Origin of the sequence: Streptomyces sp. NPDC058872, from assembly GCF_042743065.1 — a bacterium.
Classification (GTDB): Bacteria; Actinomycetota; Actinomycetes; order Streptomycetales; family Streptomycetaceae; genus Streptomyces.
The window spans coordinates 35821-59224 of the sequence record NZ_JBHYMK010000036.1 but is presented as its reverse complement, the minus strand read 5'-3'; the positions used below and the strand labels follow the sequence as shown (position 1 = coordinate 59224).

At 72.1% G+C, this 23404-nt stretch carries 23 protein-coding genes and 1 riboswitch; of the genes, 19 read left to right on the top strand and 4 right to left on the bottom strand.

All coding sequences use genetic code 11. From position 1 onward, the window contains the following. Nucleotides 1-19 precede the first annotated feature (19 nt). From lepB to ACFW22_RS22630, 8 genes are all read left to right on the top strand, one after another. On the top strand, nt 20-784 hold the full coding sequence (gene lepB / locus ACFW22_RS22665; protein ID WP_386407576.1) for a signal peptidase I: 765 nt from the start codon (nt 20-22) through the stop codon (nt 782-784). After that, nucleotides 781-1317, top strand: a complete 537-nt coding sequence (locus tag ACFW22_RS22660; RefSeq protein WP_386407573.1) for an NUDIX hydrolase — start codon at nt 781-783, stop codon at nt 1315-1317. Before lepB ends, ACFW22_RS22660 begins: the two co-directional genes overlap by 4 nt. Nucleotides 1318-1372: 55 nt before the next feature. Further along, nucleotides 1373-1681, top strand: coding sequence for a DUF2469 domain-containing protein (locus ACFW22_RS22655; RefSeq protein ID WP_005311352.1), 309 nt, complete (start codon nt 1373-1375; stop codon nt 1679-1681). 136 nt (nt 1682-1817) lie between these two features. Further along, nucleotides 1818-2183: a YraN family protein gene (locus ACFW22_RS22650; RefSeq protein WP_386407570.1), complete on the top strand. Its 366-nt coding sequence runs from the start codon at nt 1818-1820 to the stop codon at nt 2181-2183. Then, nucleotides 2183-3799: a YifB family Mg chelatase-like AAA ATPase gene (locus tag ACFW22_RS22645; protein ID WP_386407567.1), complete on the top strand. Its 1617-nt coding sequence runs from the start codon at nt 2183-2185 to the stop codon at nt 3797-3799. Before ACFW22_RS22650 ends, ACFW22_RS22645 begins: the two co-directional genes overlap by 1 nt. After that, a complete protein-coding gene (gene dprA, locus ACFW22_RS22640; protein ID WP_386407564.1) occupies nt 3796-4977 on the top strand; it encodes a DNA-processing protein DprA in 1182 nt (393 codons plus the stop codon). Before ACFW22_RS22645 ends, dprA begins: the two co-directional genes overlap by 4 nt. A 239-nt stretch (nt 4978-5216) precedes the next feature. Beyond that, nucleotides 5217-6053 (top strand): RNA polymerase sigma factor WhiG, encoded by an 837-nt coding sequence (gene whiG / locus ACFW22_RS22635; protein WP_384882906.1) that lies wholly within the window; start codon nt 5217-5219, stop codon nt 6051-6053. 53 nt (nt 6054-6106) lie between these two features. Continuing rightward, complete coding sequence (locus tag ACFW22_RS22630) at nt 6107-6673, top strand: TetR/AcrR family transcriptional regulator (RefSeq protein ID WP_386407614.1); 567 nt, start codon at nt 6107-6109, stop codon at nt 6671-6673. Nucleotides 6674-6793: 120 nt separating this feature from the next. Here the strand turns inward: ACFW22_RS22630 and ACFW22_RS22625 are convergent, their stop codons facing one another. Then, a complete protein-coding gene (locus tag ACFW22_RS22625; protein WP_386407561.1) occupies nt 6794-7300 on the bottom strand; it encodes a M23 family metallopeptidase in 507 nt (168 codons plus the stop codon). Nucleotides 7301-7555: 255 nt separating this feature from the next. Here ACFW22_RS22625 and rpsB point away from each other — a divergent pair, with 255 nt between their 5' ends. The 11 genes from rpsB to ACFW22_RS22570 all read left to right on the top strand — a co-directional run bounded on the left by rpsB (nt 7556) and on the right by ACFW22_RS22570 (nt 20111). Beyond that, nucleotides 7556-8467, top strand: coding sequence for a 30S ribosomal protein S2 (rpsB, locus tag ACFW22_RS22620; RefSeq protein ID WP_386407559.1), 912 nt, complete (start codon nt 7556-7558; stop codon nt 8465-8467). Nucleotides 8468-8578: 111 nt separating this feature from the next. Beyond that, nucleotides 8579-9415, top strand: a complete 837-nt coding sequence (gene tsf, locus ACFW22_RS22615) for a translation elongation factor Ts (protein WP_386407556.1) — start codon at nt 8579-8581, stop codon at nt 9413-9415. A 163-nt stretch (nt 9416-9578) separates the two neighbouring features. Beyond that, complete coding sequence (gene pyrH, locus ACFW22_RS22610) at nt 9579-10343, top strand: UMP kinase (RefSeq protein ID WP_386407553.1); 765 nt, start codon at nt 9579-9581, stop codon at nt 10341-10343. Between the two features lie 94 nt (nt 10344-10437). Then, on the top strand, nt 10438-10995 hold the full coding sequence (frr, locus tag ACFW22_RS22605; RefSeq protein WP_055641105.1) for a ribosome recycling factor: 558 nt from the start codon (nt 10438-10440) through the stop codon (nt 10993-10995). Further along, complete coding sequence (locus ACFW22_RS22600) at nt 10995-12098, top strand: phosphatidate cytidylyltransferase (protein ID WP_386407549.1); 1104 nt, start codon at nt 10995-10997, stop codon at nt 12096-12098. The genes frr and ACFW22_RS22600 overlap by 1 nt, the downstream gene beginning before the upstream one ends. A gap of 233 nt (nt 12099-12331) precedes the next feature. Further along, a complete protein-coding gene (locus ACFW22_RS22595; RefSeq protein WP_386407546.1) occupies nt 12332-13948 on the top strand; it encodes an MFS transporter in 1617 nt (538 codons plus the stop codon). A 451-nt stretch (nt 13949-14399) separates the two neighbouring features. Then, nucleotides 14400-15008 (top strand): hypothetical protein, encoded by a 609-nt coding sequence (locus tag ACFW22_RS22590; protein WP_386407543.1) that lies wholly within the window; start codon nt 14400-14402, stop codon nt 15006-15008. A gap of 4 nt (nt 15009-15012) precedes the next feature. Next, nucleotides 15013-16119, top strand: coding sequence for a 23S rRNA (adenine(2503)-C(2))-methyltransferase RlmN (gene rlmN / locus ACFW22_RS22585; RefSeq protein ID WP_125661713.1), 1107 nt, complete (start codon nt 15013-15015; stop codon nt 16117-16119). 29 nt (nt 16120-16148) lie between these two features. Further along, a riboswitch (TPP riboswitch) is annotated at nt 16149-16259 on the top strand. A gap of 83 nt (nt 16260-16342) precedes the next feature. Further along, complete coding sequence (locus ACFW22_RS22580; RefSeq protein WP_386407539.1) at nt 16343-17437, top strand: thiamine ABC transporter substrate binding subunit; 1095 nt, start codon at nt 16343-16345, stop codon at nt 17435-17437. Between the two features lie 38 nt (nt 17438-17475). Next, nucleotides 17476-19089, top strand: a complete 1614-nt coding sequence (locus ACFW22_RS22575; protein WP_386407536.1) for an ABC transporter permease — start codon at nt 17476-17478, stop codon at nt 19087-19089. Then, nucleotides 19089-20111 carry an ABC transporter ATP-binding protein gene (locus tag ACFW22_RS22570; protein ID WP_386407533.1) on the top strand — a complete coding sequence of 341 codons (1023 nt, stop codon included), beginning with the start codon at nt 19089-19091 and terminating at the stop codon, nt 20109-20111. Before ACFW22_RS22575 ends, ACFW22_RS22570 begins: the two co-directional genes overlap by 1 nt. A 95-nt stretch (nt 20112-20206) precedes the next feature. Here ACFW22_RS22570 and ACFW22_RS22565 read toward each other — a convergent pair whose 3' ends face one another. From ACFW22_RS22565 to ACFW22_RS22555, 3 genes are read right to left on the bottom strand one after another with little or no spacing between them, the layout of a single operon-like run. After that, nucleotides 20207-21364 (bottom strand): LOG family protein, encoded by a 1158-nt coding sequence (locus tag ACFW22_RS22565; protein WP_386407530.1) that lies wholly within the window; start codon nt 21362-21364, stop codon nt 20207-20209. Nucleotides 21365-21413: 49 nt separating this feature from the next. Beyond that, entirely contained in the window at nt 21414-22574 is a 1161-nt protein-coding gene (locus ACFW22_RS22560) for a hypothetical protein (RefSeq protein WP_386407527.1), read from the bottom strand. Beyond that, a complete protein-coding gene (locus ACFW22_RS22555; RefSeq protein ID WP_386407524.1) occupies nt 22556-23284 on the bottom strand; it encodes an ABC transporter ATP-binding protein in 729 nt (242 codons plus the stop codon). Before ACFW22_RS22555 ends, ACFW22_RS22560 begins: the two co-directional genes overlap by 19 nt. Nucleotides 23285-23404: the final 120 nt, after the last annotated feature.

Below are 23404 nucleotides of genomic sequence, written 5' to 3'. Positions count from 1 at the left end.
AGACCTACGGGGTGGGCACATGAGCGGAACCATGCGGACCAAGGGCGGCCACGGCCGCCTCGGCAGCGTGCTGTCGGGGCTGGCCGTGGCCGTCGGCTGTGTGCTCTTCCTCGGCGGATTCGTCTGGGGGGCCCTCCTCTACCAGCCCTACACGGTCCCCACCGACTCCATGACCCCCACCCTCGACGTCGGATCCAAGATCCTGGCCCAGCGGATCGACGGCGACGAGGCGCGACGCGGTGACGTCGTCGTCTTCACCGATCCCCTCTGGGGTTCCTCACCCATGGTGAAGCGGGTCGCGGCCGTCGGCGGCGACACGGTCGCCTGCTGCGACCGGGACGGGCGGCTCACCGTGAACGGCCAGCCGGTCGACGAGCCGTACCTGCGTCCCGGGCCCGGCGGTCGGACGGTCGCCTCGGGCCAGGCGTTCTCCGTGACCGTTCCGTCGGGCAACCTCTTCCTCCTCGGCGACGACCGGCACACCTCGCTGGACTCCCGGACGCACATCGAGGAGGCCGGACAGGGCTCCGTGCCCCGCTCCACGGTCATCGGCAGGGTCGACGCGGTCGTCTGGCCCGCCAAGGGGCTCCTGGAGCCTCCCAGGGGCTTCGCCGGACTTCCGGGCGGCATCTCCCGACCGGGCCCCTTCCAGCAGTTGCTCACCGCGATCGCGAGCGGCACGGTGCTGATCCTCCTCGGAGCCGGGTACGGCCCCGCCGCGCGCCTGCTGACCCGCCGGTCCGGTGGACCCCGCTCCGGTCCGCGGGAGAGGGTGGGAGCATGAAGAGCGCGCGCACGTCGGGGGCCGTGCCGGAGCGGGAGGCGGGGGCCGTGGTGCGCCGGGTCGCGCGGATCGTCCTGCTCGACCCCGAGGACCGGATCCTGTTGTTGCACGGCCACGAGCCCGACGACCCCGACGACACCTGGTGGTTCACGCCGGGCGGAGGGGTGGAGGGCGACGAGACCCGGGAAGAGGCGGCACGCCGCGAACTCGCGGAGGAGACCGGGATCACCGAGGTCGACCTGGGGCCCGTGCTGTGGAAGCGCCACTGTTCCTTCCCCTTCGACGGGCGCCGCTGGGACCAGGACGAGTGGTACTACCTGGCCCGGACCCGAAGGGCCGAGGAGGCGCCCCGGCCGCAGGCGCTCACGGAGCTCGAGGCGCGCAGTCTCGCGGGCTCCAGATGGTGGACTTCCGCCGAACTGTCGGCGGCCCGTGAGACGGTGTACCCGACCAGACTCGCCGAGCTGCTGCACGCACTGCTCGACGAGGGACCTCCGAGTGCCCCCGTGCACCTCGCCCCGGAAATCGTCTAGGGGCGCGCACAACTGGCGCACAATGGGGGGACGCACGGCTGAAGGGGAACATGCCATGAGCGCCGAGGACCTCGAGAAGTACGAGACCGAGATGGAGCTGAAGCTCTACCGGGAGTACCGCGACGTCGTCGGGCTGTTCAAATACGTGATCGAGACCGAGCGGCGCTTCTACCTCACCAATGACTACGAGATGCAGGTGCACTCGGTGCAGGGCGAGGTCTTCTTCGAGGTCAGCATGGCGGACGCCTGGGTCTGGGACATGTACAGGCCCGCACGGTTCGTCAAGCAGGTCCGTGTCCTCACCTTCAAGGACGTGAACATCGAGGAGCTCAACAAGAGCGACCTCGAACTTCCCGGCAGCTGAGACCGCGCCCCGTCCGGGCCTCTCCGGATGAGATCACCCGCAGGGGTGATGAGGTTCTCCACAGCCCCGGAACCCTCCACAGGGCCGCACGCGCACCGCCCCGCTCCGTCACATTCGGTGACGGAGGTGGTACCGCATGAACGCGACCCAGGCCCTCGGACGGTACGGAGAAGAGCTGGCGAGCCGCCGGCTCGCCGAGACCGGCATGCACATCCTCGCCCGCAACTGGCGCTGTGGCCGGACCGGCGAGATCGACATCGTCGCCCGCGACGGCGACACGCTCGTCATCTGCGAGGTCAAGACCCGACGCGACGGGGGCTATGAGCACCCGATGGCGGCCGTGACGCCCCGCAAGGCCGAGCGGCTCCGCCGCCTCGCCGCCTGCTGGCTCGACCGCCACGACGGCCCCGCCCCCGCCGGAGGCGTGCGCATCGATCTGGTCGGCATCGTCGTGCCGCGCAGGGGCACCCCCGTGCTCACCCATGCCCAGGGGGTGGCCTGATGGGATTCGCCCGCACCTGTTCCGTCGCCCTCGTCGGCGTCGAGGGCGTCGTCGTCGAGGTCCAGGCGGACCTCGAACCCGGGGTCGCCGCCTTCACCCTCGTCGGCCTCCCCGACAAGAGCCTCAGCGAGAGCCGCGACCGGGTTCGTGCGGCCGTGACGAACTCCGGAGCCGAATGGCCCCAGAAGAAACTGACCGTCGGCCTCAGCCCGGCGTCCGTTCCCAAGGGGGGATCCGGGTTCGACCTGGCCGTGGCCGCGGCCGTGCTCGGCGCCGCCGAGCGCATCGACCCCCGGACCGTCGCCGACCTCGTCCTCATCGGCGAGCTCGGGCTCGACGGACGGGTCCGCCCGGTCCGCGGGGTCCTCCCCGCCGTCCTCGCCGCCGCAGACGCCGGATACGACCAAGTCGTCGTTCCCGAACAGGCCGCGGGCGAGGCCTCGCTGGTGCCCGGCGTCTCCGTCCTCGGCATCCGCAGCCTCCGCCAGTTGATCGCCGTCCTCAGCGGCGAGCCCGTCCCGGAGGAGGACATCGCCGACAGCCGGACCGACGTCGTGCTCAACGGGCTCCTCGCCCCCGGTGCCGGCCTCGGCAGCGGACTCGTGACCGATCCGACCGACACCGAAGGGCCCGACCTGGCCGACGTCGCCGGCCAGCGCCGTGCCCGCCTCGCCCTGGAGGTCGCCGCCGCCGGCGGCCACCACCTGTTCCTCTCCGGGCCGCCGGGCGCCGGGAAGACCATGCTGGCCGAGCGGCTCCCCGGCATCCTCCCGCCCCTCACCCGGCAGGAGTCCCTGGAGGCCACGGCGGTCCACTCCGTCGCCGGCATCCTGCCGCCCGGGGAACCCCTCGTCCGCCGTGCTCCTTACTGCGCACCCCACCACTCCGCCACCATGCAGTCCCTCGTCGGCGGGGGGAACGGGCTTCCCCGGCCCGGTGCCGTCTCCCTGGCCCACCGGGGCGTCCTGTTCCTCGACGAGGCCCCCGAGTTCTCCGGCAAGGCACTCGACGCGCTCCGCCAACCCCTCGAATCCGGGCACGTCGTCATCGCCCGCGCCGCCGGCGTCGTCCGTCTCCCCGCCCGCTTCCTCCTCGCGCTCGCCGCAAACCCCTGTCCCTGCGGTCGACACGGCCGGTACGGCGCGGGCTGTGAGTGCCCCGCCTCCCTCGTCCGCCGCTACCAGGCGCGCCTTTCCGGACCCCTGCTCGACCGCGTCGACCTCCGCGTCGAAGTGGAACCCGTCAGCCGTGCCGACCTCCTCGGCCGCACCGGCCCGGGCGAGCGCACCGCCACCGTCGCCGACCGCGTCCGCGAGGCCCGCGCCCGAGCCGTGACCCGTCTCGCCGACACGCCCTGGCGGGTGAACGGCGAGATCCCCGGGCACGAGCTCCGCACCCGTTACCTCGCCGCACCCGGAGCGCTCGCCGCTGCCGAGCACGATGTCGAGCGCGGCCTCCTCACCGCCCGTGGTCTCGACCGCGTCCTCCGCGTCGCCTGGACCGTCGCCGATCTGACCGGGCACGACCGACCCCGAAGCCAGGACGTGGCCCTCGCCCTCGAACTCCGCACCGGTGTTGCCCGCGGAGCGTCCTGCGGAGCGGGGGAGCGCGCATGACCACCCCCACCGTCACCGCCCTCGCCGATGAGCGGCTGGCCCGCGCCGCCCTCAGCCACGCGGTCGAGCCCGGCGACGAACACGCCGGGCGGTGGCTCCGCCAGTACGGCGCCGCCGACTTCCTCGGCCGCCTCCTTGCGGAGGGCGACGGCAATCCCTCCGCGCCCTTCCCCGGCACCGGACCGAAGCGCATCGCCTCCTGGCGCCTCCGTGCCGCTTCCGCCCGCCCCGCACACGACCTCGACGCCGTCCATGCGCTCGGCGGCCGTTTCCTCGTCCCCAGTGACCTCGAGTGGCCGGGTCAACTCGACGACCTCGGTGACGCCCGACCCCTCGGCCTCTGGGTCCGCGGCCCCGCCGACCTGCGCACCTGGGCCCTGCGCTCCGTCGCGCTCGTGGGGGCCCGGGCCTGTACCCCGTACGGTGCGCACACCGCCGCCGAGCTCGCCGCGGGTCTCACCCAGAAGGGTTGGGCCGTCGTCTCCGGTGCCGCCTACGGCATTGACGGAGCCGCACACCGGGGTGCCCTCGCGGCCTCCGGCGCCACCGTTGCCGTCCTGGCCAGCGGCGTCGACAACCCCTACCCCCGCGGCCATGACCAGCTCATCCAGCGCATCGCGGAACAAGGACTCGTCCTCGGGGAGTTGCCGCCCGGCAGCCATCCCACCCCGAGCCGCTTCATCCTCCGCAACCGGGTCATCGCCGCCCTCACCCGCGGTACCGTCGTCGTCGAGGCGCAACACCGCAGCGGCTCCCTCGTGACCGCGCGTGCAGCCGCACGGCTCGGCCGCCACACCATGGGCGTCCCCGGCCCCGTGACCAGTGCGCTCTCCGCAGGCGTCCACGAACTCCTGCGCGGCGACGCCACCCTCGTCACCGACGTCGAGGAGATCGTCGAACTCATCGGCGACATCGGCGAGCTCGCCCCCGTCCGGCGGGGTCCCGTCCTGCCCCGCGACCTCCTCGCAGCCTCGACCGCACGCGTCCTCGAAGCGATTCCCGCCGGAGGTCCGACCCCCGCCACCGTCATTGCCCGCCGGGCAGGGACCACACCCGATGACACCCTTGCCAAGCTGTACGAACTCCATTCGCTCGGCTTCGTCGTGCGGTACGGGGAAGGCTGGCGATTGACGAACACCGCCACAGAACCGTCGAACGCGCGGCGAGGCGGTACTTGACCTGGAGCATTCGGGTGAAAGGGTGACGGGGATGAACAATCGAGTTCTCTCGGCCGCATCCGGGGGGCCGACGTGTGCCGTGGCCCGGGTTCGAAGATGCGATCGACCGCGTCCACTCGGAGCGGCGCGATCCGCCGATGTTCGCGTACCGCGACGGCCCACTCACGCTACGCTCACCAGAATTCCCTCCAGGACACCCCCACCGACACACCCGACAGCAGAACGGCTCAAGGCAACGCATGCCCCAGCACACCTCCGGGTCTGACCGCGCTGCGGTGCCCCCAGCAGCCCGGGGCGCCGTGCGACCGCCCGCACCGACCTCGCTCGACGAGCTGTGGCGCTCGTACAAGGACACGGGCGACGAGCGACTGCGGGAGCAGTTGATCCTGCACTACTCGCCGCTCGTCAAGTACGTCGCCGGGCGGGTCAGCGTCGGGCTGCCGTCCAACGTGGAGCAGGCCGACTTCGTCTCCTCCGGGGTCTTCGGCCTCATCGACGCCATCGAGAAGTTCGACGTCGAGCGGGCGATCAAGTTCGAGACCTACGCCATCACCCGCATCCGCGGCGCCATGATCGACGAACTCCGCGCCCTGGACTGGATCCCGCGCTCGGTCCGCCAGAAGGCGCGCAACGTCGAACGCGCCTATGCGACCTTGGAGGCCCGTCTCCGTCGTACCCCCTCCGAGAGCGAGGTCGCCGCGGAGATGGACGTCACGCTGGAGGAACTGCATGCGGTCTTCAGCCAGTTGTCCTTGGCGAACGTGGTGGCCCTGGAAGAGCTGCTGCACGTCGGTGGCGAGGGCGGTGACCGGCTCTCGCTCATGGACACCCTGGAGGACACGGCCGCCGACAACCCCGTCGAGGTCGCCGAGGACCGCGAGCTCCGCCGGTTGCTCGCCCGCGCCATCAACACCCTCCCCGAGAGGGAGAAGACCGTCGTCACGCTCTACTACTACGAGGGCCTGACCCTGGCCGAGATCGGTCACGTCCTCGGCGTCACCGAGAGCCGTGTGAGCCAGATCCACACCAAGTCCGTCCTCCAGCTCCGTGCCAAGCTCGCCGACGTCGGGCGCTGACCGCCACGGGGCGGTCGTACAGTGGAGCGGTGCCCAGGATTCGAGCGGCCTCGGTGGCCGAGCACCGGACGATGCAGCGCGGCGCCCTGCTGGATGCCGCCCGATCCCTGCTGTCCGAGGGCGGAACGGAGGCGCTGACCTTCCCCGCCCTCGCCGAGCGCACGGGCCTCGCCCGTTCGTCGGTGTACGAGTACTTCCGATCGCGCGCCGCCGTCGTCGAGGAGCTCTGCGCCGTCGACTTCCCCGTCTGGGCAGCTGAGGTCGAGGCCGCCATGGCCGCCGCCGACGGTCCGGAGGACAAGGTCGAGGCGTACGTCCGCACCCAGCTGGAACTGGTGGGGGACCGGCGCCACCGCGCGGTGGTCGCCATCTCGGCGAGCGAACTCGATGCCGCTGCCCGTGAGAAGATCCGCGCCGCGCACGGCGGACTCGTCACCATGGTCGTGGAAGTCCTGGCCGCCCTGGGCCAGCCCCAGCCCCGTCTGGGCGCCATGCTCCTCCAGGGGGTCGTCGACGCCGCCGTCCGACGCATCGAGCTCGGTGCGGCCGAGGATCCCACGGACATCGCGGAGGCCGCCGTGAGCATGGCCCTCCACGGCGTCGGCGGCCCCCCGGCCTGACCCTTCCGGCGGACCGTCGCCCGTGCGGATGCCTGCGGAGCGCTCCTCTCCTGTGCCCCGTCCCCCGGCCCGCCGCGGGCGCCGCCCCTTCCGCGGACCCGTGCGTCCCGCCGGTTCCCCTCAGGGCGGAGAGCCCCGCGGGCGCCCGGCGGCGCCGGGCCCCCCTTCCGGTCGCTCCGGATCGACCGGGGGCAGGAGGCGCGACGGGGCCCGTCCCATCAGGAGCAGCGGGTTCAGGTACCGGGAGCCCCGCAGGAGTCCCCAGTGGAGACAGGCGCGGGGGCAGTGGGAACCCGCGGTGACCTCGGCGATCCGGGCGCCCGCTGCCACCCGGCTCCCGGCGGGGAGCAGGGGCCTCACCGGGGTGAAGGTCGTCCGCAGGGGCGGAGCGCCCGAGCGGGGCAGGGTGAGGGTGAGGACCCCACGACCCCCCACCGGGCCGGCGAAGGTGATCGTCCCCGCTGTCGGGGCCAGGACCGGAGTGCCCGGGGAGGCGGCGAGGTCGATGCCGCGGTGGCCGGCGGCATACGGGCCGGGGGGCGGTCGCCAGCCGCGGAGGACCTCCGGTGGGGGAGGGCCCACCGGCCACAAGACGGCCAGGGCCGTGAGCAGGCTGATCAGGTTCATGGAGGAAGGTTCCCCGGCACGTCTGGTTCATGACGGCATCGGACGTTTTCTGTGGACTGATCGACGCTTGTGGAGAAGCTCGTCACCCACGGCTCCTGGGGTCCCGTACACTTCCTATGGCGACTCGGGTCACCGAGTCGACTTCGCACGCCCCGCCACTCGTCTTCGAAACGGGCGGTAGCGCCTTTCGGTCCTTCGCGGCATGGCGCGCCGGGGTGTCAGGAACACAACCGAGAAACCCAAGGAGATACGGCCATGGCCGTCGTCACGATGCGGGAGCTGCTGGAGAGCGGCGTCCACTTCGGTCACCAGACCCGTCGCTGGAACCCGAAGATGAAGCGCTTCATCTTCACCGAGCGCAACGGCATCTACATCATCGACCTGCTCCAGTCGCTGTCGTACATCGACCGCGCCTACGAGTTCGTCAAGGAGACCGTCGCGCACGGCGGCTCCATCATGTTCGTCGGTACGAAGAAGCAGGCCCAGGAGGCCATCGCCGAGCAGGCGACGCGTGTCGGCATGCCGTACGTCAACCAGCGTTGGCTCGGTGGCATGCTCACCAACTTCTCCACCGTCTACAAGCGTCTGCAGCGCCTCAAGGAGCTCGAGCAGATCGACTTCGAGGACGTCGCCGCCTCGGGTCTCACCAAGAAGGAGCTCCTGGTCCTCTCCCGCGAGAAGGCCAAGCTGGAGAAGACCCTCGGTGGTATCCGCGAGATGCAGAAGGTGCCGAGCGCCGTCTGGATCGTCGACACCAAGAAGGAGCACATCGCCGTCGGTGAGGCGCGCAAGCTCCACATCCCGGTCGTCGCGATCCTCGACACCAACTGCGACCCCGACGAGGTCGACTACAAGATTCCGGGCAACGACGACGCGATCCGCTCCGTCACCCTGCTCACCCGTGTGATCGCCGACGCCGTCGCCGAGGGCCTCATCGCCCGCTCCGGCGCCGCGACCGGCGACTCGAAGCCGGGCGAGAAGGCTGCCGGCGAGCCGCTCGCCGAGTGGGAGCGCGACCTGCTCGAGGGTGAGAAGAAGGCTGACGAGGCTCCGGCCGCCGACGCCCCGGCCACCGAGGCTCCGGCTGCCGACGCCCCGGCCACCGAGGCTCCGGCTGCCGAGGCTCCGGCCGCCGAGGCTCCGGCCGCCGACGCCGAGCAGGCCTGACCCTTCCGGTCCCTCAGGACCTTCGGGTGACGACGGCGGGGGCCCACGAAGCTCCCGCCGTCCACCCGTGGACCCGCCCGATCTTTCAGACTTCGAGAGAGAAACAGACTCATGGCGAACTACACCGCCGCTGACGTCAAGAAGCTCCGCGAGCTCACCGGCGCCGGCATGATGGACTGCAAGAAGGCCCTGGACGAGGCCGACGGCGACGTCGACAAGGCCGTTGAGGCCCTGCGCATCAAGGGCCAGAAGGGTGTCGCCAAGCGCGAGGGCCGCTCCGCCGAGAACGGCGCCGTCGTCTCCCTCATCGCCGACGACAACACCTCCGGCGTCCTCGTCGAGCTGAAGTGCGAGACGGACTTCGTCGCCAAGGGCGACAAGTTCCTCGCCGTCGCCAACGCGCTCGCCGCCCACGTGGCCGCGACCTCCCCGGCCGACCTGGAGGCCCTGCTCGCCTCCGAGATCGAGGCCGGCAAGACCGTCCAGGCGTTCGTGGACGAGGCCAACGCCAACCTCGGCGAGAAGATCGTCCTCGACCGCTTCGCGCAGTACGCCGACGGCTTCGTCAGCGCGTACATGCACCGCACCATGCCTGACCTGCCGCCGCAGATCGGTGTCCTCGTCGAGTTCGACAAGGAGAACGCCGAGGTCGCCAAGGGCGTCGCGCAGCACATCGCCGCCTTCGCGCCGAAGTACCTCACCCGCGAGGACGTCCCGGCCGAGGTCGTCGAGTCCGAGCGTCGCATCGCCGAGGAGACCACCCGCGCCGAGGGCAAGCCCGAGGCCGCGATCGCCAAGATCGTCGAGGGTCGCGTCAACGGCTTCTTCAAGGACGCCACGCTGCTCGGCCAGCCGTACGCCCTTGACAACAAGAAGTCCGTCCAGCAGATCCTGGACGAGGCCGGTGTCACCCTGAAGCGCTTCAGCCGCATCAAGGTCGGCATCTGAGTCCGTACGCGAACGCGACGGGCACCGGACCCCGGTAGGGTCTGAGGCAGTCGTCCGCGCACGCGCAGGACGATCGCAGATCTGACGAGGAGGCCATTGCCGTACGGGATACCGAGAGGACCCAGGGCAATGGCCTCCTTCGTATGTGCACGAGGAGACATCCATGAACCAGCGCGCCGTACAGGGCGACGACAACAACGGCAAAAAGGCCGGCCGCTACATGCTGAAGCTGTCCGGAGAGGCTTTCTCCGGCGGTACCGGCCTGGGCGTCGACCCCGATGTCGTGCACGCCATCGCGCGTGAGATCGCGGCGGTCGTCCGCGACGGCGCGGAGATCGCGGTGGTCATCGGCGGCGGCAACTTCTTCCGCGGCGCCGAGCTTCAGCAGCGCGGCATGGACCGGGCCCGCTCCGACTACATGGGCATGCTCGGCACGGTGATGAACTGCCTCGCCCTGCAGGACTTCCTGGAGAAGGAGGGCATCGACTCGCGCGTCCAGACGGCCATCACCATGGGCCAGGTCGCCGAGCCGTACATTCCGCTGCGCGCCGTGCGCCACCTGGAGAAGGGCCGTGTGGTCATCTTCGGTGCGGGCATGGGCATGCCGTACTTCTCCACGGACACCACCGCCGCCCAGCGGGCCCTGGAGATCGACGCCGAGGCCCTCCTCATGGGCAAGAACGGAGTCGACGGCGTCTACGACTCCGACCCGAAGACCAACCCCGACGCGGTCAAGTTCGACGCGCTCGGGTACGGCGAGGTGATCTCCCGCGACCTCAAGGTCGCCGACGCCACCGCCATCACCCTGTGCCGGGACAACAGCCTCCCGATCCTCGTCTTCGAACTGCTCGCCGAGGGCAATATCGCGCGCGCGGTGAAGGGTGAGAAGATCGGCACGCTCGTGAGCGACCAGGGCACCCGGGCCTGACCCGAACCGGGGAACCGCCCCGCAAGGGGATGGACAGAGCCCTGCCGGTCGTACACCGTGCAGGACACAACGCGACGACACGCAGGAGCAAGTGGTGATCGAAGAGACCCTCCTCGAGGCCGAGGAGAAGATGGAGAAGGCCGTCGTGGTCGCCAAGGAGGACTTCGCCGCGATCCGCACCGGCCGTGCGCACCCGGCGATGTTCAACAAGATCGTGGCTGACTACTACGGCGCCATCACCCCCATCAACCAGCTGGCGTCCTTCTCCGTCCCGGAGCCGCGCATGGCCGTGGTGACGCCGTTCGACAAGAGCGCCCTGCGCAACATCGAGCAGGCGATCCGGGACTCGGACCTCGGCGTCAACCCGAGCAACGACGGCAACATCATCCGCGTGGTGTTCCCGGAGCTGACCGAGGAACGCCGCCGGGAGTACATCAAGGTCGCCAAGGGCAAGGCCGAGGACTCGAAGATCTCGATCCGCTCGGTGCGTCGCAAGGCCAAGGAGTCCATCGACAAGCTCGTCAAGGACGGCGAGGTCGGCGAGGACGAGGGCCGCCGCGCCGAGAAGGAGCTCGACGACACCACCGCGAAGTACGTCGCGCAGGTGGACGAGCTGCTCAAGCACAAGGAAGCCGAGCTGCTCGAGGTCTGATGAACGACTCTTCCTGGGGTGCCCCGGCCGTTTCAGGCCGCGGGGGACCCGACCAGGGGCCTGCCCCGGCGGGTCCCGCATACGATCGGCATCAGGCGGCGCAGACTCGGCCCATGCCCATCGTGCCCGACGTTCCCGCCGGCGGATTCCAGGACGGTCACGGCCGGGGGGCCGCTCACCAGAGCGGTCCCCTGTTCCGTGACGACACGCCGCACGAGCACCCACAGGAGCCCATGTCCAGCCCCACCCCGCCTCCGCCGCCCGCCCCGATGGCGCCGCGGCAGAAGAAGAGCGCGGGCCGCGACCTGGGTGCGGCCATAGGGGTCGGGGTCGGCCTCGGAGCCGTCATCATCGCGTCGCTGTTCATCTGGAAGCCGGCGTTCGTCGGAGTCGTAGCGGTCGCGGTGGTCGTCGGACTGTGGGAGCTCACCTCCCGCCTCCAGGAGCGCAAGGAGATCAAGGCCCCGCTGGTCCCGCTCGCGGTCGGTGGCGCGGCGATGGTGGTCGCCGGCTACGTCCGGGGCGCCGAAGGGGCCTGGGTGGCCATGGCCCTCACGGCGCTCGCGGTGCTCGTCTGGCGGATGACGGAGCCTCCCGAGGGCTATCTCAAGGACGTCACGGCGGGAGTCTTCGCCGCCTTCTACGTGCCGTTCCTGGCGACCTTCGTGGCGCTGCTGCTGACCGCGGACGACGGACCGCAGCGGGTGCTGACCTTCCTGATCCTGACCGTGGTCAGCGACACCGGGGCGTACGCCGTCGGTTGGCGCTTCGGCAAGCACAAGCTCGCCCCGCGGATCAGCCCCGGAAAGACCCGGGAGGGCCTGTTCGGCGCGGTGGCGTTCGCGATGGCCGCGGGCGCACTGTGTATGCAGTTCATGATCGACGACGGTGCCTGGTGGCAGGGGTTGCTCCTCGGCCTCGCGGTGGCGGCGAGCGCGACGCTCGGCGATCTCGGCGAGTCGATGATCAAGCGCGACCTGGGCATCAAGGACATGGGCACGCTGCTGCCGGGGCACGGCGGCATCATGGACCGGCTCGACTCCCTGCTGCCGACGGCGCCGGTGGTGTGGCTGCTCCTCGCGCTCTTCGTCGGTACCGGCTGAGACCCTCCGTCGACACCGGCCGACACGGCCGCAGCGCAGCACGAGGGTCCGACGCCCCGGGACGAGGGGCGGCGGGCCCTCTCGCATGCCGGCCGTTCCCTGCACGGAAGCCTCCCCGTCCCGGGCCCACGGACTCCCCGTCCCGGGTCCACGGGCGGCTGCGACTGGGCCGAGCGGTGGACGCCCGCGGCGCGTCGGGCGGTCCTCGCGGGCCGCCCGTGCAGGATGCACCCATGGTTCCTGGGGCGCGCCGTGAGGAGAAACCCGCCCGTGCGGGTCTCGTGTTGCTGACCCTCGCGGCCGGCCAGTTCTTGATGGCGCTGGACAGCTCCGTCATGAACGTGTCCATCGCGACCGTCGCCGACGACGTGAACACGACGGTCACCGGGATCCAGGGCGCCATCACCGCGTACACCCTGGTGATGGCGATGCTCATGATCCCCGGGGGCAAGATCGGGGCGTTGATCGGACGCAAGCGGGCGTTCCTCATCGGTGCCTGTGTCTACGGGGTCGGCTCGTTCACCACGGCCCTCGCCCCGAACCTGCCCGTCCTGCTGCTCGGCTGGTCGCTCCTGGAAGGCACCGGAGCGGCGCTCATCATGCCCGCGATCGTGGCCCTGGTCGCAGGAAACTTCCCCTCCCAACGGCGTGCGGCCGCCTACGGCGCCGTGGCCGCCGCCGGTGCCATCGCGGTCGCGGTCGGTCCGCTGATCGGCGGCCTGGCCACGACCTACTTCTCCTGGCGGTGGGTCTTCGCCGGCGAAGTGCTGTTGGTGCTCGTCATCATCGTCCTCGCCCGCCGCATCACCGACGCCGTGAGCGAGCAGCGCCCGCGCATCGACCTCGTCGGCGCCCTGCTCTCCGCCGCCGGCCTCGGGACCGCCGTCTACGGAGTCCTCCGCTCCGGCGAGTGGGGCTGGGTCAGGCCCAAGCCGGGGGCCCCCGACTGGCTCGGGGTGTCCCTGGTCGTCTGGACGGTGACGGCGGGACTGCTGTTGGTCTGGCTCTTCCTCCGCTGGGAGGCGCGGCTCGTCACCCGCGGCCGGGAACCGCTCATCGACCCCGCCATGCTGCGCAACCGGCAGTTGAACGGTGGGCTGACCATGTTCTTCTTCCAGTACCTGGTCCAGATGGGCGTCTTCTTCGTCGTCCCGCTCTACCTCTCGGTCGCCCTGGGGCTGTCCGCCCTGTCGACCGGCGCCCACATCCTGCCGCTCTCCCTGGCCCTGCTCGCTGCCGCGCTCCTCGTCCCCCGGTTCTTCCCGAAGGCCTCACCACGCCGGGTGGTCCGGCTCGGCGTCTTCGCGCTGCTCGCCGGCGCGATCGTCCTGATGGCCGCGCTCGACGCCGACGCCGGTGCGGAGATCGTCACCCTGCCGCTCCTGCTGGTCGGCCTCGGCATGGGGGCACTGGCCTCCCAGCTCGGTGCCGTCACCGTCTCCGCCGTACCGGACCGGCAGAGCGCGGAAGTGGGCGGCATCCAGAACGCCGTGACCAACCTCGGCGCTTCCGTCGGCACCGCACTGGCCGGATCGATCATGATCGCTGCGCTCACCTCCTCCTTCCTGACCAGCATCGCGCAGAACCCCGCGGTCCCTCCCGACATCAGCAACCAGGCCGCCACCAAGCTGCAGAGCGGAGTTCCCTTCCTGTCGGACGAGCAGCTCCAAACGGCCCTCGACGAGGCCGGCACCGCCCCCGCGGTGACCGAGGCCGCGCTGGAGGCCAATGCCGCCGCACGCCTCGACGGCCTGCGGGCCGCGCTCGCCGTCCTCGCGGGTGCTTCCGTCCTCGCCCTGTTCTTCACCTCCCGCATCCCCGCCGTGCCCCCCGGAGCCCCGGAGGGCTGACCGCACCGGGCACCGGCGCCTGCCACACGGGTGGCACCGTGCCCGAGCCCGCGGGTGGTACGAGGCGCACGGACGGGGCGGGGACGGCGAACCGCTCCGGACGACGGTCACGGTCCTGCCGGAGGACCGCGACGTGCGGTCCGCGACGACGCGCCTGCGGAGTGATCGTGTCCACCGCCCGCCCCCTGGAACCGCTCCGGACGAGTGACGTCCGGCCGCAACGGGTCTGGTACGCCTCCTACGGCTCCCACACGGACGCGGAACGGTTCGGCCGCTACCTCGCAGGAGGGCGATTGCCGGGTTCCCCGCGCGTCTACCCGGGGTGCCGCGACGGGAGCCCTCCCGAGAGGTCGGTCGCGGTCACCCTGCCCGGACAGGTCTCCTTCGCCACCGAATCCCCCGTGTGGACGGGCGGGCGCGGGTTCTGCGACCCCACGGCGGACGGCGTGGCGTGGGGGGCGCGCACCTCATCACGGTCCAGCAGTTCGCGGACGTGGTGGCCCAGGAGACGTACCGCGAGCCTGGCCAGGACGTCGAACTGACCGAAGTCCTGGCCACCGGACGGTCGGAGCGGGGGCCCGGACGCTATGAGACGCTCGTCTGCCCCGGGGCCCTGGACGGCTTGCCGGTCCCGACCTTCACGGCCCCGTGGCGCATGGCGGACGTCGAGGTGCGTCGACCGGTGGCCGCCTACGTCCGGCAGCCTGCACACGGCCTCAAGGCGCCGTCGACCTGGAGCGACGAGGAGATCGCCGGCGACCCCTCCGACAGGCCCGGAGCGAGGGGGCACCTGACGCCCGAGGCCGTCATGGAGCTGCGCGCGGACGGGGTTCCCCGTGGGGAGGGATCGAGGGAAACCCGAGCCTCTCGGGCGGCCGGGCCGTGCGGCGATGACGCCGCCGACCCTGCTGCGGGGCCGTCTCCGGGCCGTCTCCGGGCCGTCTCCGGGCCGTCTCCGGGCCGTCTCCGGGGCCGTCCCCGGCGGCCCCGGACGGCCCAGGAGGACCACCGCCGGAGGCCGGAGCCCCTGGGGACCGGGAAGTGTCTGCGACACTGGTAGCACCATGCCCAAGCCCGGAGAACTCACTTTCGTCGCCCCCCGCGGAGCCAAGAAGCCGCCGCGGCACCTGGCCGACCTCACGCCCGCCGAGCGGAAGGAGGCCGTCGCCGCGATCGGCGAGAAGCCGTTCCGCGCCAAGCAGCTGTCCACGCACTACTTCGCGCGCTACGCGCACGACCCCGCCGAGTGGACCGACATCCCGGCCGCCTCGCGGGAGAAGCTGGCCGGGGAGCTGCTGCCCGATCTGATGTCCGTGGTGCGACACATCTCGTGCGACGACGACACCACCCGCAAGACCCTGTGGCGACTGCACGACGGCACGCTCGTGGAGTCGGTGCTCATGCGCTACCCGGACCGGGTGACCATGTGCATCTCCTCGCAGGCCGGCTGCGGCATGAACTGTCCGTTCTGCGCGACCGGACAGGCCGGCCTCGACCGGAACCTGTCGACCGCCGAGATCGTGCACCAGATCGTGGACGGGATGCGGGCCCTGCGCGACGGCGAGGTGCCCGGTGGCCCGGCGCGGCTCTCCAACATCGTCTTCATGGGCATGGGCGAGCCGCTCGCCAACTACAAGCGCGTGGTCGGGGCGATCCGCCGGCTCACGGACCCCGAGCCGGACGGGCTCGGGCTGTCGCAGCGCGGCATCACCGTCTCCACCGTCGGCCTCGTGCCGGCGATGCTCCGCTTCGCCGACGAAGGCTTCAAGTGCCGCCTCGCGGTGTCGCTGCACGCCCCGGACGACGAGCTGCGCGACACCCTCGTGCCCGTCAACACGCGGTGGAAGGTGCGGGAGGTCCTGGACGCGGCCTGGGAGTACGCCGAGAAGTCCGGGCGCCGGATCTCCATCGAGTACGCCCTCATCCGGGACATCAACGACCAGGCGTGGAGGGGCGACCTGCTCGGCCGGCTGCTCAAGGGCAAGCGGGTGCACGTCAACCTGATCCCGCTGAACCCGACGCCCGGGTCGAAGTGGACGGCGTCGCGGCCGGAGGACGAGAAGGCCTTCGTCGAGGCCATCGCCCGCCACGGGGTTCCGGTGACCGTTCGGGACACCCGGGGACAGGAGATCGACGGTGCCTGTGGACAGCTCGCGGCCGCCGAGCGCTGACCTTGTAGTCTGAGCTCGAACACATCTCCATATTCCGACAGGGGAGCGCCACAGCGCTGAGAGTGCGGTCACCGTAGGACCGCAGACCCTCTGAACCTCGCCCAGGTCATTCTGGGTAGGAAGTTCGGTCGTAACTCAAGCTGTTGCGCCCTGCCCGCGTCCGGCCTCCGCCGGGTGCGGGCGGGGCCGCGTCTCTTCCTGGTCATGCCCAGGAGGAAAACCAGTGAGCATCAAGAAGGCCGCTGCCGTCGCGTTCGTCGCGGCGCTCGGCGTCACCAGCCTCGCCGCGTGCGGCGCCGAGGACGCGGGGAGCACGGCGGGCAAGACCGAGGCGCCCGCGCCCAAGACCGTCACCCTCGTCAGCCACGACTCCTTCAACGCCTCCGAGGAGGTGCTGGCGGAGTTCACGAAGCGGACCGGCTTCAAGGTCAAGGTCCTCAAGAGCGGTGACGCGGGCGAGGCCGTCAACAAGGAGATCCTGACCAAGGGGTCCCCGCAGGGCGACGTCTTCTTCGGCGTCGACAACACGCTGCTGTCCCGCGCCCTCGACAACGGGATCTTCGTCCCGTACGAGGCGAAGGGCCTGGACCGGGTGCCGGCGGTGTACCGGCTCGACGAGGAGCACCGGGTCACCCCGATCGACTCCGGTGACATCTGCGTCAACTACGACAAGGCGTACTTCGAGGGCAAGAAGCTGGCGCCGCCGGTGACCTTCGACGACCTGGCGAAGCCGGAGTACAAGGACCTGCTGGTGGTCGAGAACCCCGAGCGGTCCTCCCCGGGCCTGGGCTTCCTCCTCGGCACGGCCGCCGCCTACGGCGACGAGGGCTGGCCCGAGTACTGGAAGAAGCTCAAGGCCAACGGCGTGAAGACCGTCGACAGCTGGGAGCTCGCCTACAACCAGGAGTTCTCCGGCTCGGCCGGCGGCAAGCAGGCCAAGGGCGACCGGCCGCTCGTCGTGTCGTACGCCTCCAGCCCGCCGGTCGAGGTGCTCTACGGCGAGCCGCAGCCGAAGGTGGCCCCCACCGGGGTCTCCACCGGCACCTGCTTCCGGCAGACCGAGTTCGCGGGCCTGCTGAACGGGGCCAAGAACCCCGAGGGCGGCAAGGCGCTGATCGACTTCCTGATCTCGAAGGAGTTCCAGGAGGACATGCCGCTCCAGATGTTCGTCAACCCGGTGGTGCAGGACGCGGCGCTGCCGGAGCTCTTCACCCAGCACGGCGTGGTCGTCGAGAAGCCGGAGACCATGGCGCCCGAGAAGATCGCCGAGAAGCGTGACCCGTGGATCCAGCAGTGGTCGTCGCTCGTCCTGAAGTAGGACGGGCCGTCCGGGGGAACGCGGCGCGGCTGGGGCTGATGGCCCTTCCCGTCGCGTTCTTCGGGGTCTTCTTCGCCTGGCCCGTCGTGTCCATCGTGGACCGCGGACTGCGCCCCGACGGCGTCTGGCGGCTCGGACGGATCGGCGAGACCCTGAGCCGACCGGACGTCCTCGACGTGCTCGGCTTCACCGTGTGGCAGGCGTTCGCCTCCACCGGACTCACCCTGCTCGTCGCCCTGCCGGGGGCGTACGTCTTCGCCCGCTTCGACTTCCCCGGCAAGGGCGTGCTGCGGGCCGTCGTCACGGTGCCGTTCGTGCTGCCGACCGTCCTGGTCGGCACGGCGTTCCTGGCGCTCGTCGGGCGGGGCGGGCTCACCGACGACCTGTGGGGGCTGCGGCTCGACACGACGGTGTGGGCGATCCTGCTGGCGCACGTCTTCTTCAACTACGCGGTCGTCGTGCGGACCGTCGGCGGCCTCTGGTCCCAGCTCGACCCCCGCCAGGAGGAGGCCGCCCGGGTGCTCGGGGCCTCCCGCTGGACGGCCTGGCGGGCCGTGACGCTGCCCGCGCTCGTGCCGGCGGTGGCGGCTGCCGCACTGATGGTCTTCCTCTTCACCTTCACCTCCTTCGGCGTCGTCCAGATCCTCGGCGGGAACGCCTACTCCACCTTGGAGTCGGAGATCTACCGGCAGACCGCACGGCTGCTCGACCTGCCCACGGCCGCCGTCCTGACGCTGGTGCAGTTCGTGGCGGTGGGAACGATCCTCGCCGTGCACGCAGGGGTGGTGCGGCGCCGGGAGAGCGCACTGCGGCTCGTCCCGCCGGAGCGCACGGCGCGCAGGCCGAGCGGTGTCGGGCAGTGGGCGCTGCTCGCGGGCGTGCTGCTCTCCGTGGCGCTGCTGATCCTGTTGCCGCTGGGCGTGCTCGTCGAGCGGTCCTTCGCCGGGCCCGACGGCTACGGCACGCGCTACTACCGGGCGCTCGGCTCCCTCGACGAGGCCGGCACCTTCCTCGTCCCGCCCTTGGAGGCGATCGGGAACTCGCTGCGGTACGCGGTGGCCGCCACCGCCCTGGCGGTGCTGATCGGCGGGCTCGCCGCGGCGGCCCTCACCCGGCGGGCCGGGAGGCTGGTGCGGGGCTTCGACGCCCTGCTGATGCTGCCGCTCGGGGTCTCCGCGGTCACCGTCGGCTTCGGTTTCCTCATCACGCTGGACGAGCCGCCGCTCGACCTGAGGGCCAGCTGGATCCTCGTCCCGCTCGCACAGGCCCTGGTGGGCGTTCCCTTCGTGGTGCGGACGATGCTGCCCGTCCTGCGTGCGGTGGACGAGCGCCTGCGGGAGGCGGCGGCCGTGCTCGGGGCCTCGCCGTGGCGGGCCTGGCGGGAGGTCGACCTGCCCCTGGTGCGGCGGGCGCTGCTGATCGCGGCCGGCTTCGCGTTCGCGGTGTCTCTCGGCGAGTTCGGGGCGACCGTCTTCATCGCCCGGCCCGACAGCCCGACCCTTCCGGTGGCGGTGGCCCGGTTGCTCGGCCGCCCCGGCGAGCTCAACTACGGCCAGGCCATGGCCCTCTCGACGATCCTGATGGTGGTGTGCGCGGTGTCCCTGTTGCTGCTCGAACGGCTCCGCACCGACCGGACCTCCGGGGAGTTCTGATGTTGAGGCTCGACGGGGCGACCGTACGGTTCGGGGAGCGGGTCGTGCTCGACGCGGTGGACCTGGAGGTCGCCGAGCACGAGATCGTGTGCGTGCTCGGCCCGAGCGGCAGCGGCAAGTCCACGATGCTCCGGGTCGTTGCCGGGCTCCAGCACCTCGACGGGGGCCGGGTCCTGCTCGGCGATGCCGACCAGGACGGGGTCCCGGTGCACCGGCGGGGCGTCGGACTGATGTTCCAGGACCACCAGCTCTTCCCGCAGCGGGACGTCGGCGGCAACGTCGCCTTCGGGCTGCGGATGCGCGGGGCCGGGAAGGCGGAGCAGGCGGAGCGGGTGCGGGAACTGCTCGACCTCGTCGGCCTCCCGGGTGCCGAGCGACGATCCGTCGGCGCGCTCTCCGGCGGTGAGCAGCAGCGGGTCGCACTGGCCCGGGCGCTGGCGCCCCGGCCCCGGCTGCTGATGCTCGACGAGCCGCTCGGCCAGCTCGACCGGGGGTTGCGGGAGCGGCTCGTCGTCGAACTGCGACAGCTCTTCGGGCGGCTCGGGACCACGGTCCTCGCCGTCACCCACGACCAGGGCGAGGCGTTCGCGCTCGCCGACCGGGTCGTGGTCATGCAGGACGGGCGGATCGCCCAGTCGGGTGCGCCGGCCGAGGTGTGGCAGCGGCCCGCGTCGGAGTTCGTGGCCCGGTTCCTCGGCTTCGACAACGTGGTGGCGGCCCGGGTGACCGGCCCGGTCGCGCAGACCGTGTGGGGGAAGGTACCGGTGCCGGACGGTTCCCCGGAGGGGGAGCGGCGGCTCCTGGTCCGCCCGGGCGGGGTGCGGATCGTGCCGGAGGGACCGGTCTGGACGGTCGAGTCCCGTACCTTCCGGGGCAGCCGGGTCCTCGTACGGCTGCGTCCGGCCGACGGGCCCGTACTGGAGGCCGAGCTCCCGTTCGGGGAGGCTCCGGAGGAGGGCGCCGGGGTCGCGGTGGAGTTCCGGGCGGAGGACGTCGTGGTGTTGGCCGGCGACACCCCGTAGAGCTGCTCGACCGCTTCCACCGCGACGTCGTGCCCGGCCCGGCGGTTCGGTGGCGCACCGCCCGCACGGGCGGAACCGAACCGTCGGCGTGCTCCCTAGGCGTCCGGGGGCAGCGGGGCGCGAGCCAGCCGTTCCAGCGCGTCCGGGGCCTCGTCGATCGACTCCACCAGGGCGATCCGCGCTGCCATCGGGCGGCCCGCGGCCAGGCTCTCCAGGAGGGGCCAGGCCGGCAGCCGGGCGGTCCAGTGGGCGCGGTTCACCAGGACCATCGGGGTCGGGGCGCCGCGGGACCCGTAGTAGTTCGGGGTCGCGTTGTCGAAGACCTCCTGGACCGTGCCCGCCGCGCCCGGCAGGAAGACCACGCCCGCCGTGGAGCGGGCGAGGAGGCCGTCCTCCCGGGTCGCGTTGGCGAAGTACTTGGCGATGTGGCCGGCGAAGGGGTTGGGCGGTTCGTGGCCGTAGAACCAGGTGGGAATGCCGACCGAGTCCCCGCCGTGCGGCCACAGCGCCCGTACCGCGAAGGCGGCGCGGGCCCAGTCGGTCACCGAGGGGAGGAAGGACGGGGTCTGCGAGAGGAGGGCGAGCGCTTCGGCGAGGACCTCGTCCCGGAAGGGGGCGAGGTAGGCGCCGAGGTGGGCGGCCTCCATCGCGCCGGGACCGCCGCCGGTCGCCACGGTCAGTCCGGAGCGGGCCAGGGTCCTGCCGAGCCGCGCGGCGCCCGCGTAGGCCTTCGTGCCCCGGCCCATGGCGTGGCCGCCCATGACGCCGACGACCCGCTGTCCGTCGAGCAGCTCGTCGAGGGCGTCGGAGACGGCGTCGTCGTGGAGGGAGCGGAGCATCGAGGAGAAGATGTCGCCGTCGGCCTTGGTCCGGCCGAACCAGGCGTACGCCCGTGCGTCCGGGGTCTCCTCGTAGTCGGCGTGGGCGATCCCCTCGAAGAGTTCCTCCGGGGTGTAGAGCCGTGCCCGGTACGGGTCGAAGGGAAGCTCGGGGACGGGCGGGAAGACGAGTGCCCCGTCGGCGCGGACCTTTGCCGCCGCCTCCGGCTGCATCGGGCAGCCGAGGAAGACGGCACCGGTGGTGATCGCGGTGAGCAGGGCGAAGGTCCGGTCGGTGAGGTCGATCGACTGGATCCGCTGACCGGCCAGTGAGCCCGGTCGGGCGACGACGGCGTCGAACTCGGCGAGCGTGTCGATTTCGCGTCCGCGCCCGCGCGGGCCGGGCGGGCGGTGGGCAGGGGGGTGCGTCGCCATGGGCCCACGATAGGGGCCGCCGGGCACGGCGGCCCCTCGTGAGGGCGTCTCAGCCGGTCAGCGGTAGTGCTGCCAGTTCGGCGACCGCCCAGGTCAGCGGCGCGAAGACGGCCAGCAGGGCGCCGGCGCGCAGCAGGGCCGCGGAGCGCAGGACCGTGGTCGGGGCGCCGATGCGGAGGAGGGCCGCGGTGGTGTGGGCGCGGCCCTGTCGGGATTCCAGCGCCGCGGTCAGCAGGGTGGCCGTGGTGCAGGCCAGGATCAGGGCCGCACCGAGGCCCGTGAGCGGGCCGAAGGCGCCGGAGCCCCCCTTCGCGTCGTACAGCGCCGCCGCCGCGAGGGTTCCGGAGACCACGGCGCTGACCACTCCGAGCGGCCGGCCGATGCGGCGGGACTCGTCCATCAGCACGCGACCGGCGAGCAGGCGGACGGCGCCCGGTCGGGCCGCTTGGAGGAGCCGGCCGCAGCCGTGGGCGAGCCCGGGGCCCGCCAGGGCGAGGCCCACCGTGGTGAGCACCCAGCCGAGGAGGACGCCCGCCGGGTTGCCGTCGAAGCGCCCCGGCAGGGGAAGGCCGCCCCCGGCGCTCGGGGCGCCGCTCCGGCTCGCGTACGTCTCGATCGCGAGGCCGACCGCGACCAGGGTGACGCCCCAGGGCAGCCCGGACGGCGTCTTCTTCTCCGCACCCTCCGCTGCGGTGGGCGCGGTCCGGGGGCGCAGCGCCAGACCGGCTGCCACGGCGGCGACGACCGGGAGCACGGCGAGCAGGGTGAGGGCGGCTGCCAGCGGCACCGGCCGGTCGGCGGCGAGGAGCTCGGCTGCCGCCCCGTCGAAGGGGAGGCCGGTGACGTCGCCGCGCAGGTGCAGGTAGGAGAGGAGCGCGACGGCGGAGCCGAGGGCGCAGGCGATGGCCGTCGAGGCGGCGGCGATCGCGGTCAACCGGGCCGGTCCGAGACCGACCGCGGAGAGACCGGGCCGGGGCCGGGTGCTGGGGTCGGTGCGGGCCACGGCGACGGCGAACTGGACGGTGGCGGCGAGCGGGAGGACGCACCACAGCAGCCGCAGCAGCGAGGTCGAGGACTGTGCCGGGTGCCCGACGGCGTACCCGAGGGTGCAGAGCAGGAGGAAACCCACCCCGGCAGCCGCGGCGGCGACGAGCAGCCGGCGCGTCAGGACGAGGGGGTGGGTCCCGCGGGCTAGACGGAGAGCGAGCACGCGGCGACGCCCTCCGCCCCTGAGGCCGGGGGCACGGTGCCGACCAGGCGTCCGTCGAGGAGGGCGACCGTGCGGTCGGCGAGCGCCGCCACCTCGGTGTCGTGGGTGGCGAGGAGCAGGGTGATGCCGTGGGAGCGGGCCGCGGCCGTCAGGGTGCGCAGGAGCTGGGCACCGTCGGCGCGGTGCAGGGCTGCGGTGGGTTCGTCGGCGAAGAGGACCGACGGGGTGCTGACGAGGGCGCGGGCGAGGGCGATCCGCTGGCGTTCGGACCGGGTGAGGGCGTGCGGTCGCTTGCGGGCGCAACCGCCGATGTCGAGCCGCTCCAGCCACTCCAGGGCGGCGGTCCGCGCGGCCCGGTGGGGGGTGCCGCGGAGCAGCAGCGGCAGGGCGGCGTTCTCCCAACCGGTGAGTTCGGGGACGAGGCCGGGCTCGGGGTCGATCCACCCGAACCGGTCGCGGCGGAGCCGTTCGCGCTGGAGAGGGCTCAGGGCGTGCACGGGGCCTCCGTCGAACCAGACCTCGCCCTGCTGGGCGACGAGCTGGCCGGAGAGGCAGCGCATGAGGGTGGTCTTGCCGCTGCCGCGCGGGCCCGTGAGGGCGAGGACCTCGCCCGCACGGACGTCGAGGGAGACGCCGCTGAGGGCCTCCGCACCGTCCAGGGAGCAGTGCAGGGAACGCGCCCAGAGCACGTCGTTGTCCGGTGGGGCCATCGCGTTCACCTCGATGTCGGATCCGATCTGTGTTCCCCCGTCCGGGGGAACGAAGGACGGGCCTGTCGGTCACTGGGCACCGTAAGGATTCAGATCCGCTCATACGGACAGCACACGGCC

Bases quoted from the DNA above. Each gene is read 5' to 3' on its own strand.
- lepB (WP_386407576.1), top strand. From the start codon at position 20: ATGAGCGGAACCATGCGGACCAAGGGCGGCCACGGCCGCCTCGGCAGC.
- ACFW22_RS22660 (WP_386407573.1), top strand. From the start codon at position 781: ATGAAGAGCGCGCGCACGTCGGGGGCCGTGCCGGAGCGGGAGGCGGGG.
- ACFW22_RS22655 (WP_005311352.1), top strand. From the start codon at position 1,373: ATGAGCGCCGAGGACCTCGAGAAGTACGAGACCGAGATGGAGCTGAAG.
- ACFW22_RS22650 (WP_386407570.1), top strand. From the start codon at position 1,818: ATGAACGCGACCCAGGCCCTCGGACGGTACGGAGAAGAGCTGGCGAGC.
- ACFW22_RS22645 (WP_386407567.1), top strand. From the start codon at position 2,183: ATGGGATTCGCCCGCACCTGTTCCGTCGCCCTCGTCGGCGTCGAGGGC.
- dprA (WP_386407564.1), top strand. From the start codon at position 3,796: ATGACCACCCCCACCGTCACCGCCCTCGCCGATGAGCGGCTGGCCCGC.
- whiG (WP_384882906.1), top strand. From the start codon at position 5,217: ATGCCCCAGCACACCTCCGGGTCTGACCGCGCTGCGGTGCCCCCAGCA.
- ACFW22_RS22625 (WP_386407561.1), bottom strand. From the start codon at position 7,300: ATGAACCTGATCAGCCTGCTCACGGCCCTGGCCGTCTTGTGGCCGGTG.
- rpsB (WP_386407559.1), top strand. From the start codon at position 7,556: ATGGCCGTCGTCACGATGCGGGAGCTGCTGGAGAGCGGCGTCCACTTC.
- tsf (WP_386407556.1), top strand. From the start codon at position 8,579: ATGGCGAACTACACCGCCGCTGACGTCAAGAAGCTCCGCGAGCTCACC.
- pyrH (WP_386407553.1), top strand. From the start codon at position 9,579: ATGAACCAGCGCGCCGTACAGGGCGACGACAACAACGGCAAAAAGGCC.
- ACFW22_RS22600 (WP_386407549.1), top strand. From the start codon at position 10,995: ATGAACGACTCTTCCTGGGGTGCCCCGGCCGTTTCAGGCCGCGGGGGA.
- ACFW22_RS22595 (WP_386407546.1), top strand. From the start codon at position 12,332: ATGGTTCCTGGGGCGCGCCGTGAGGAGAAACCCGCCCGTGCGGGTCTC.
- rlmN (WP_125661713.1), top strand. From the start codon at position 15,013: ATGCCCAAGCCCGGAGAACTCACTTTCGTCGCCCCCCGCGGAGCCAAG.
- ACFW22_RS22575 (WP_386407536.1), top strand. From the start codon at position 17,476: ATGGCCCTTCCCGTCGCGTTCTTCGGGGTCTTCTTCGCCTGGCCCGTC.
- ACFW22_RS22570 (WP_386407533.1), top strand. From the start codon at position 19,089: ATGTTGAGGCTCGACGGGGCGACCGTACGGTTCGGGGAGCGGGTCGTG.
- ACFW22_RS22565 (WP_386407530.1), bottom strand. From the start codon at position 21,364: ATGGCGACGCACCCCCCTGCCCACCGCCCGCCCGGCCCGCGCGGGCGC.
- ACFW22_RS22555 (WP_386407524.1), bottom strand. From the start codon at position 23,284: ATGGCCCCACCGGACAACGACGTGCTCTGGGCGCGTTCCCTGCACTGC.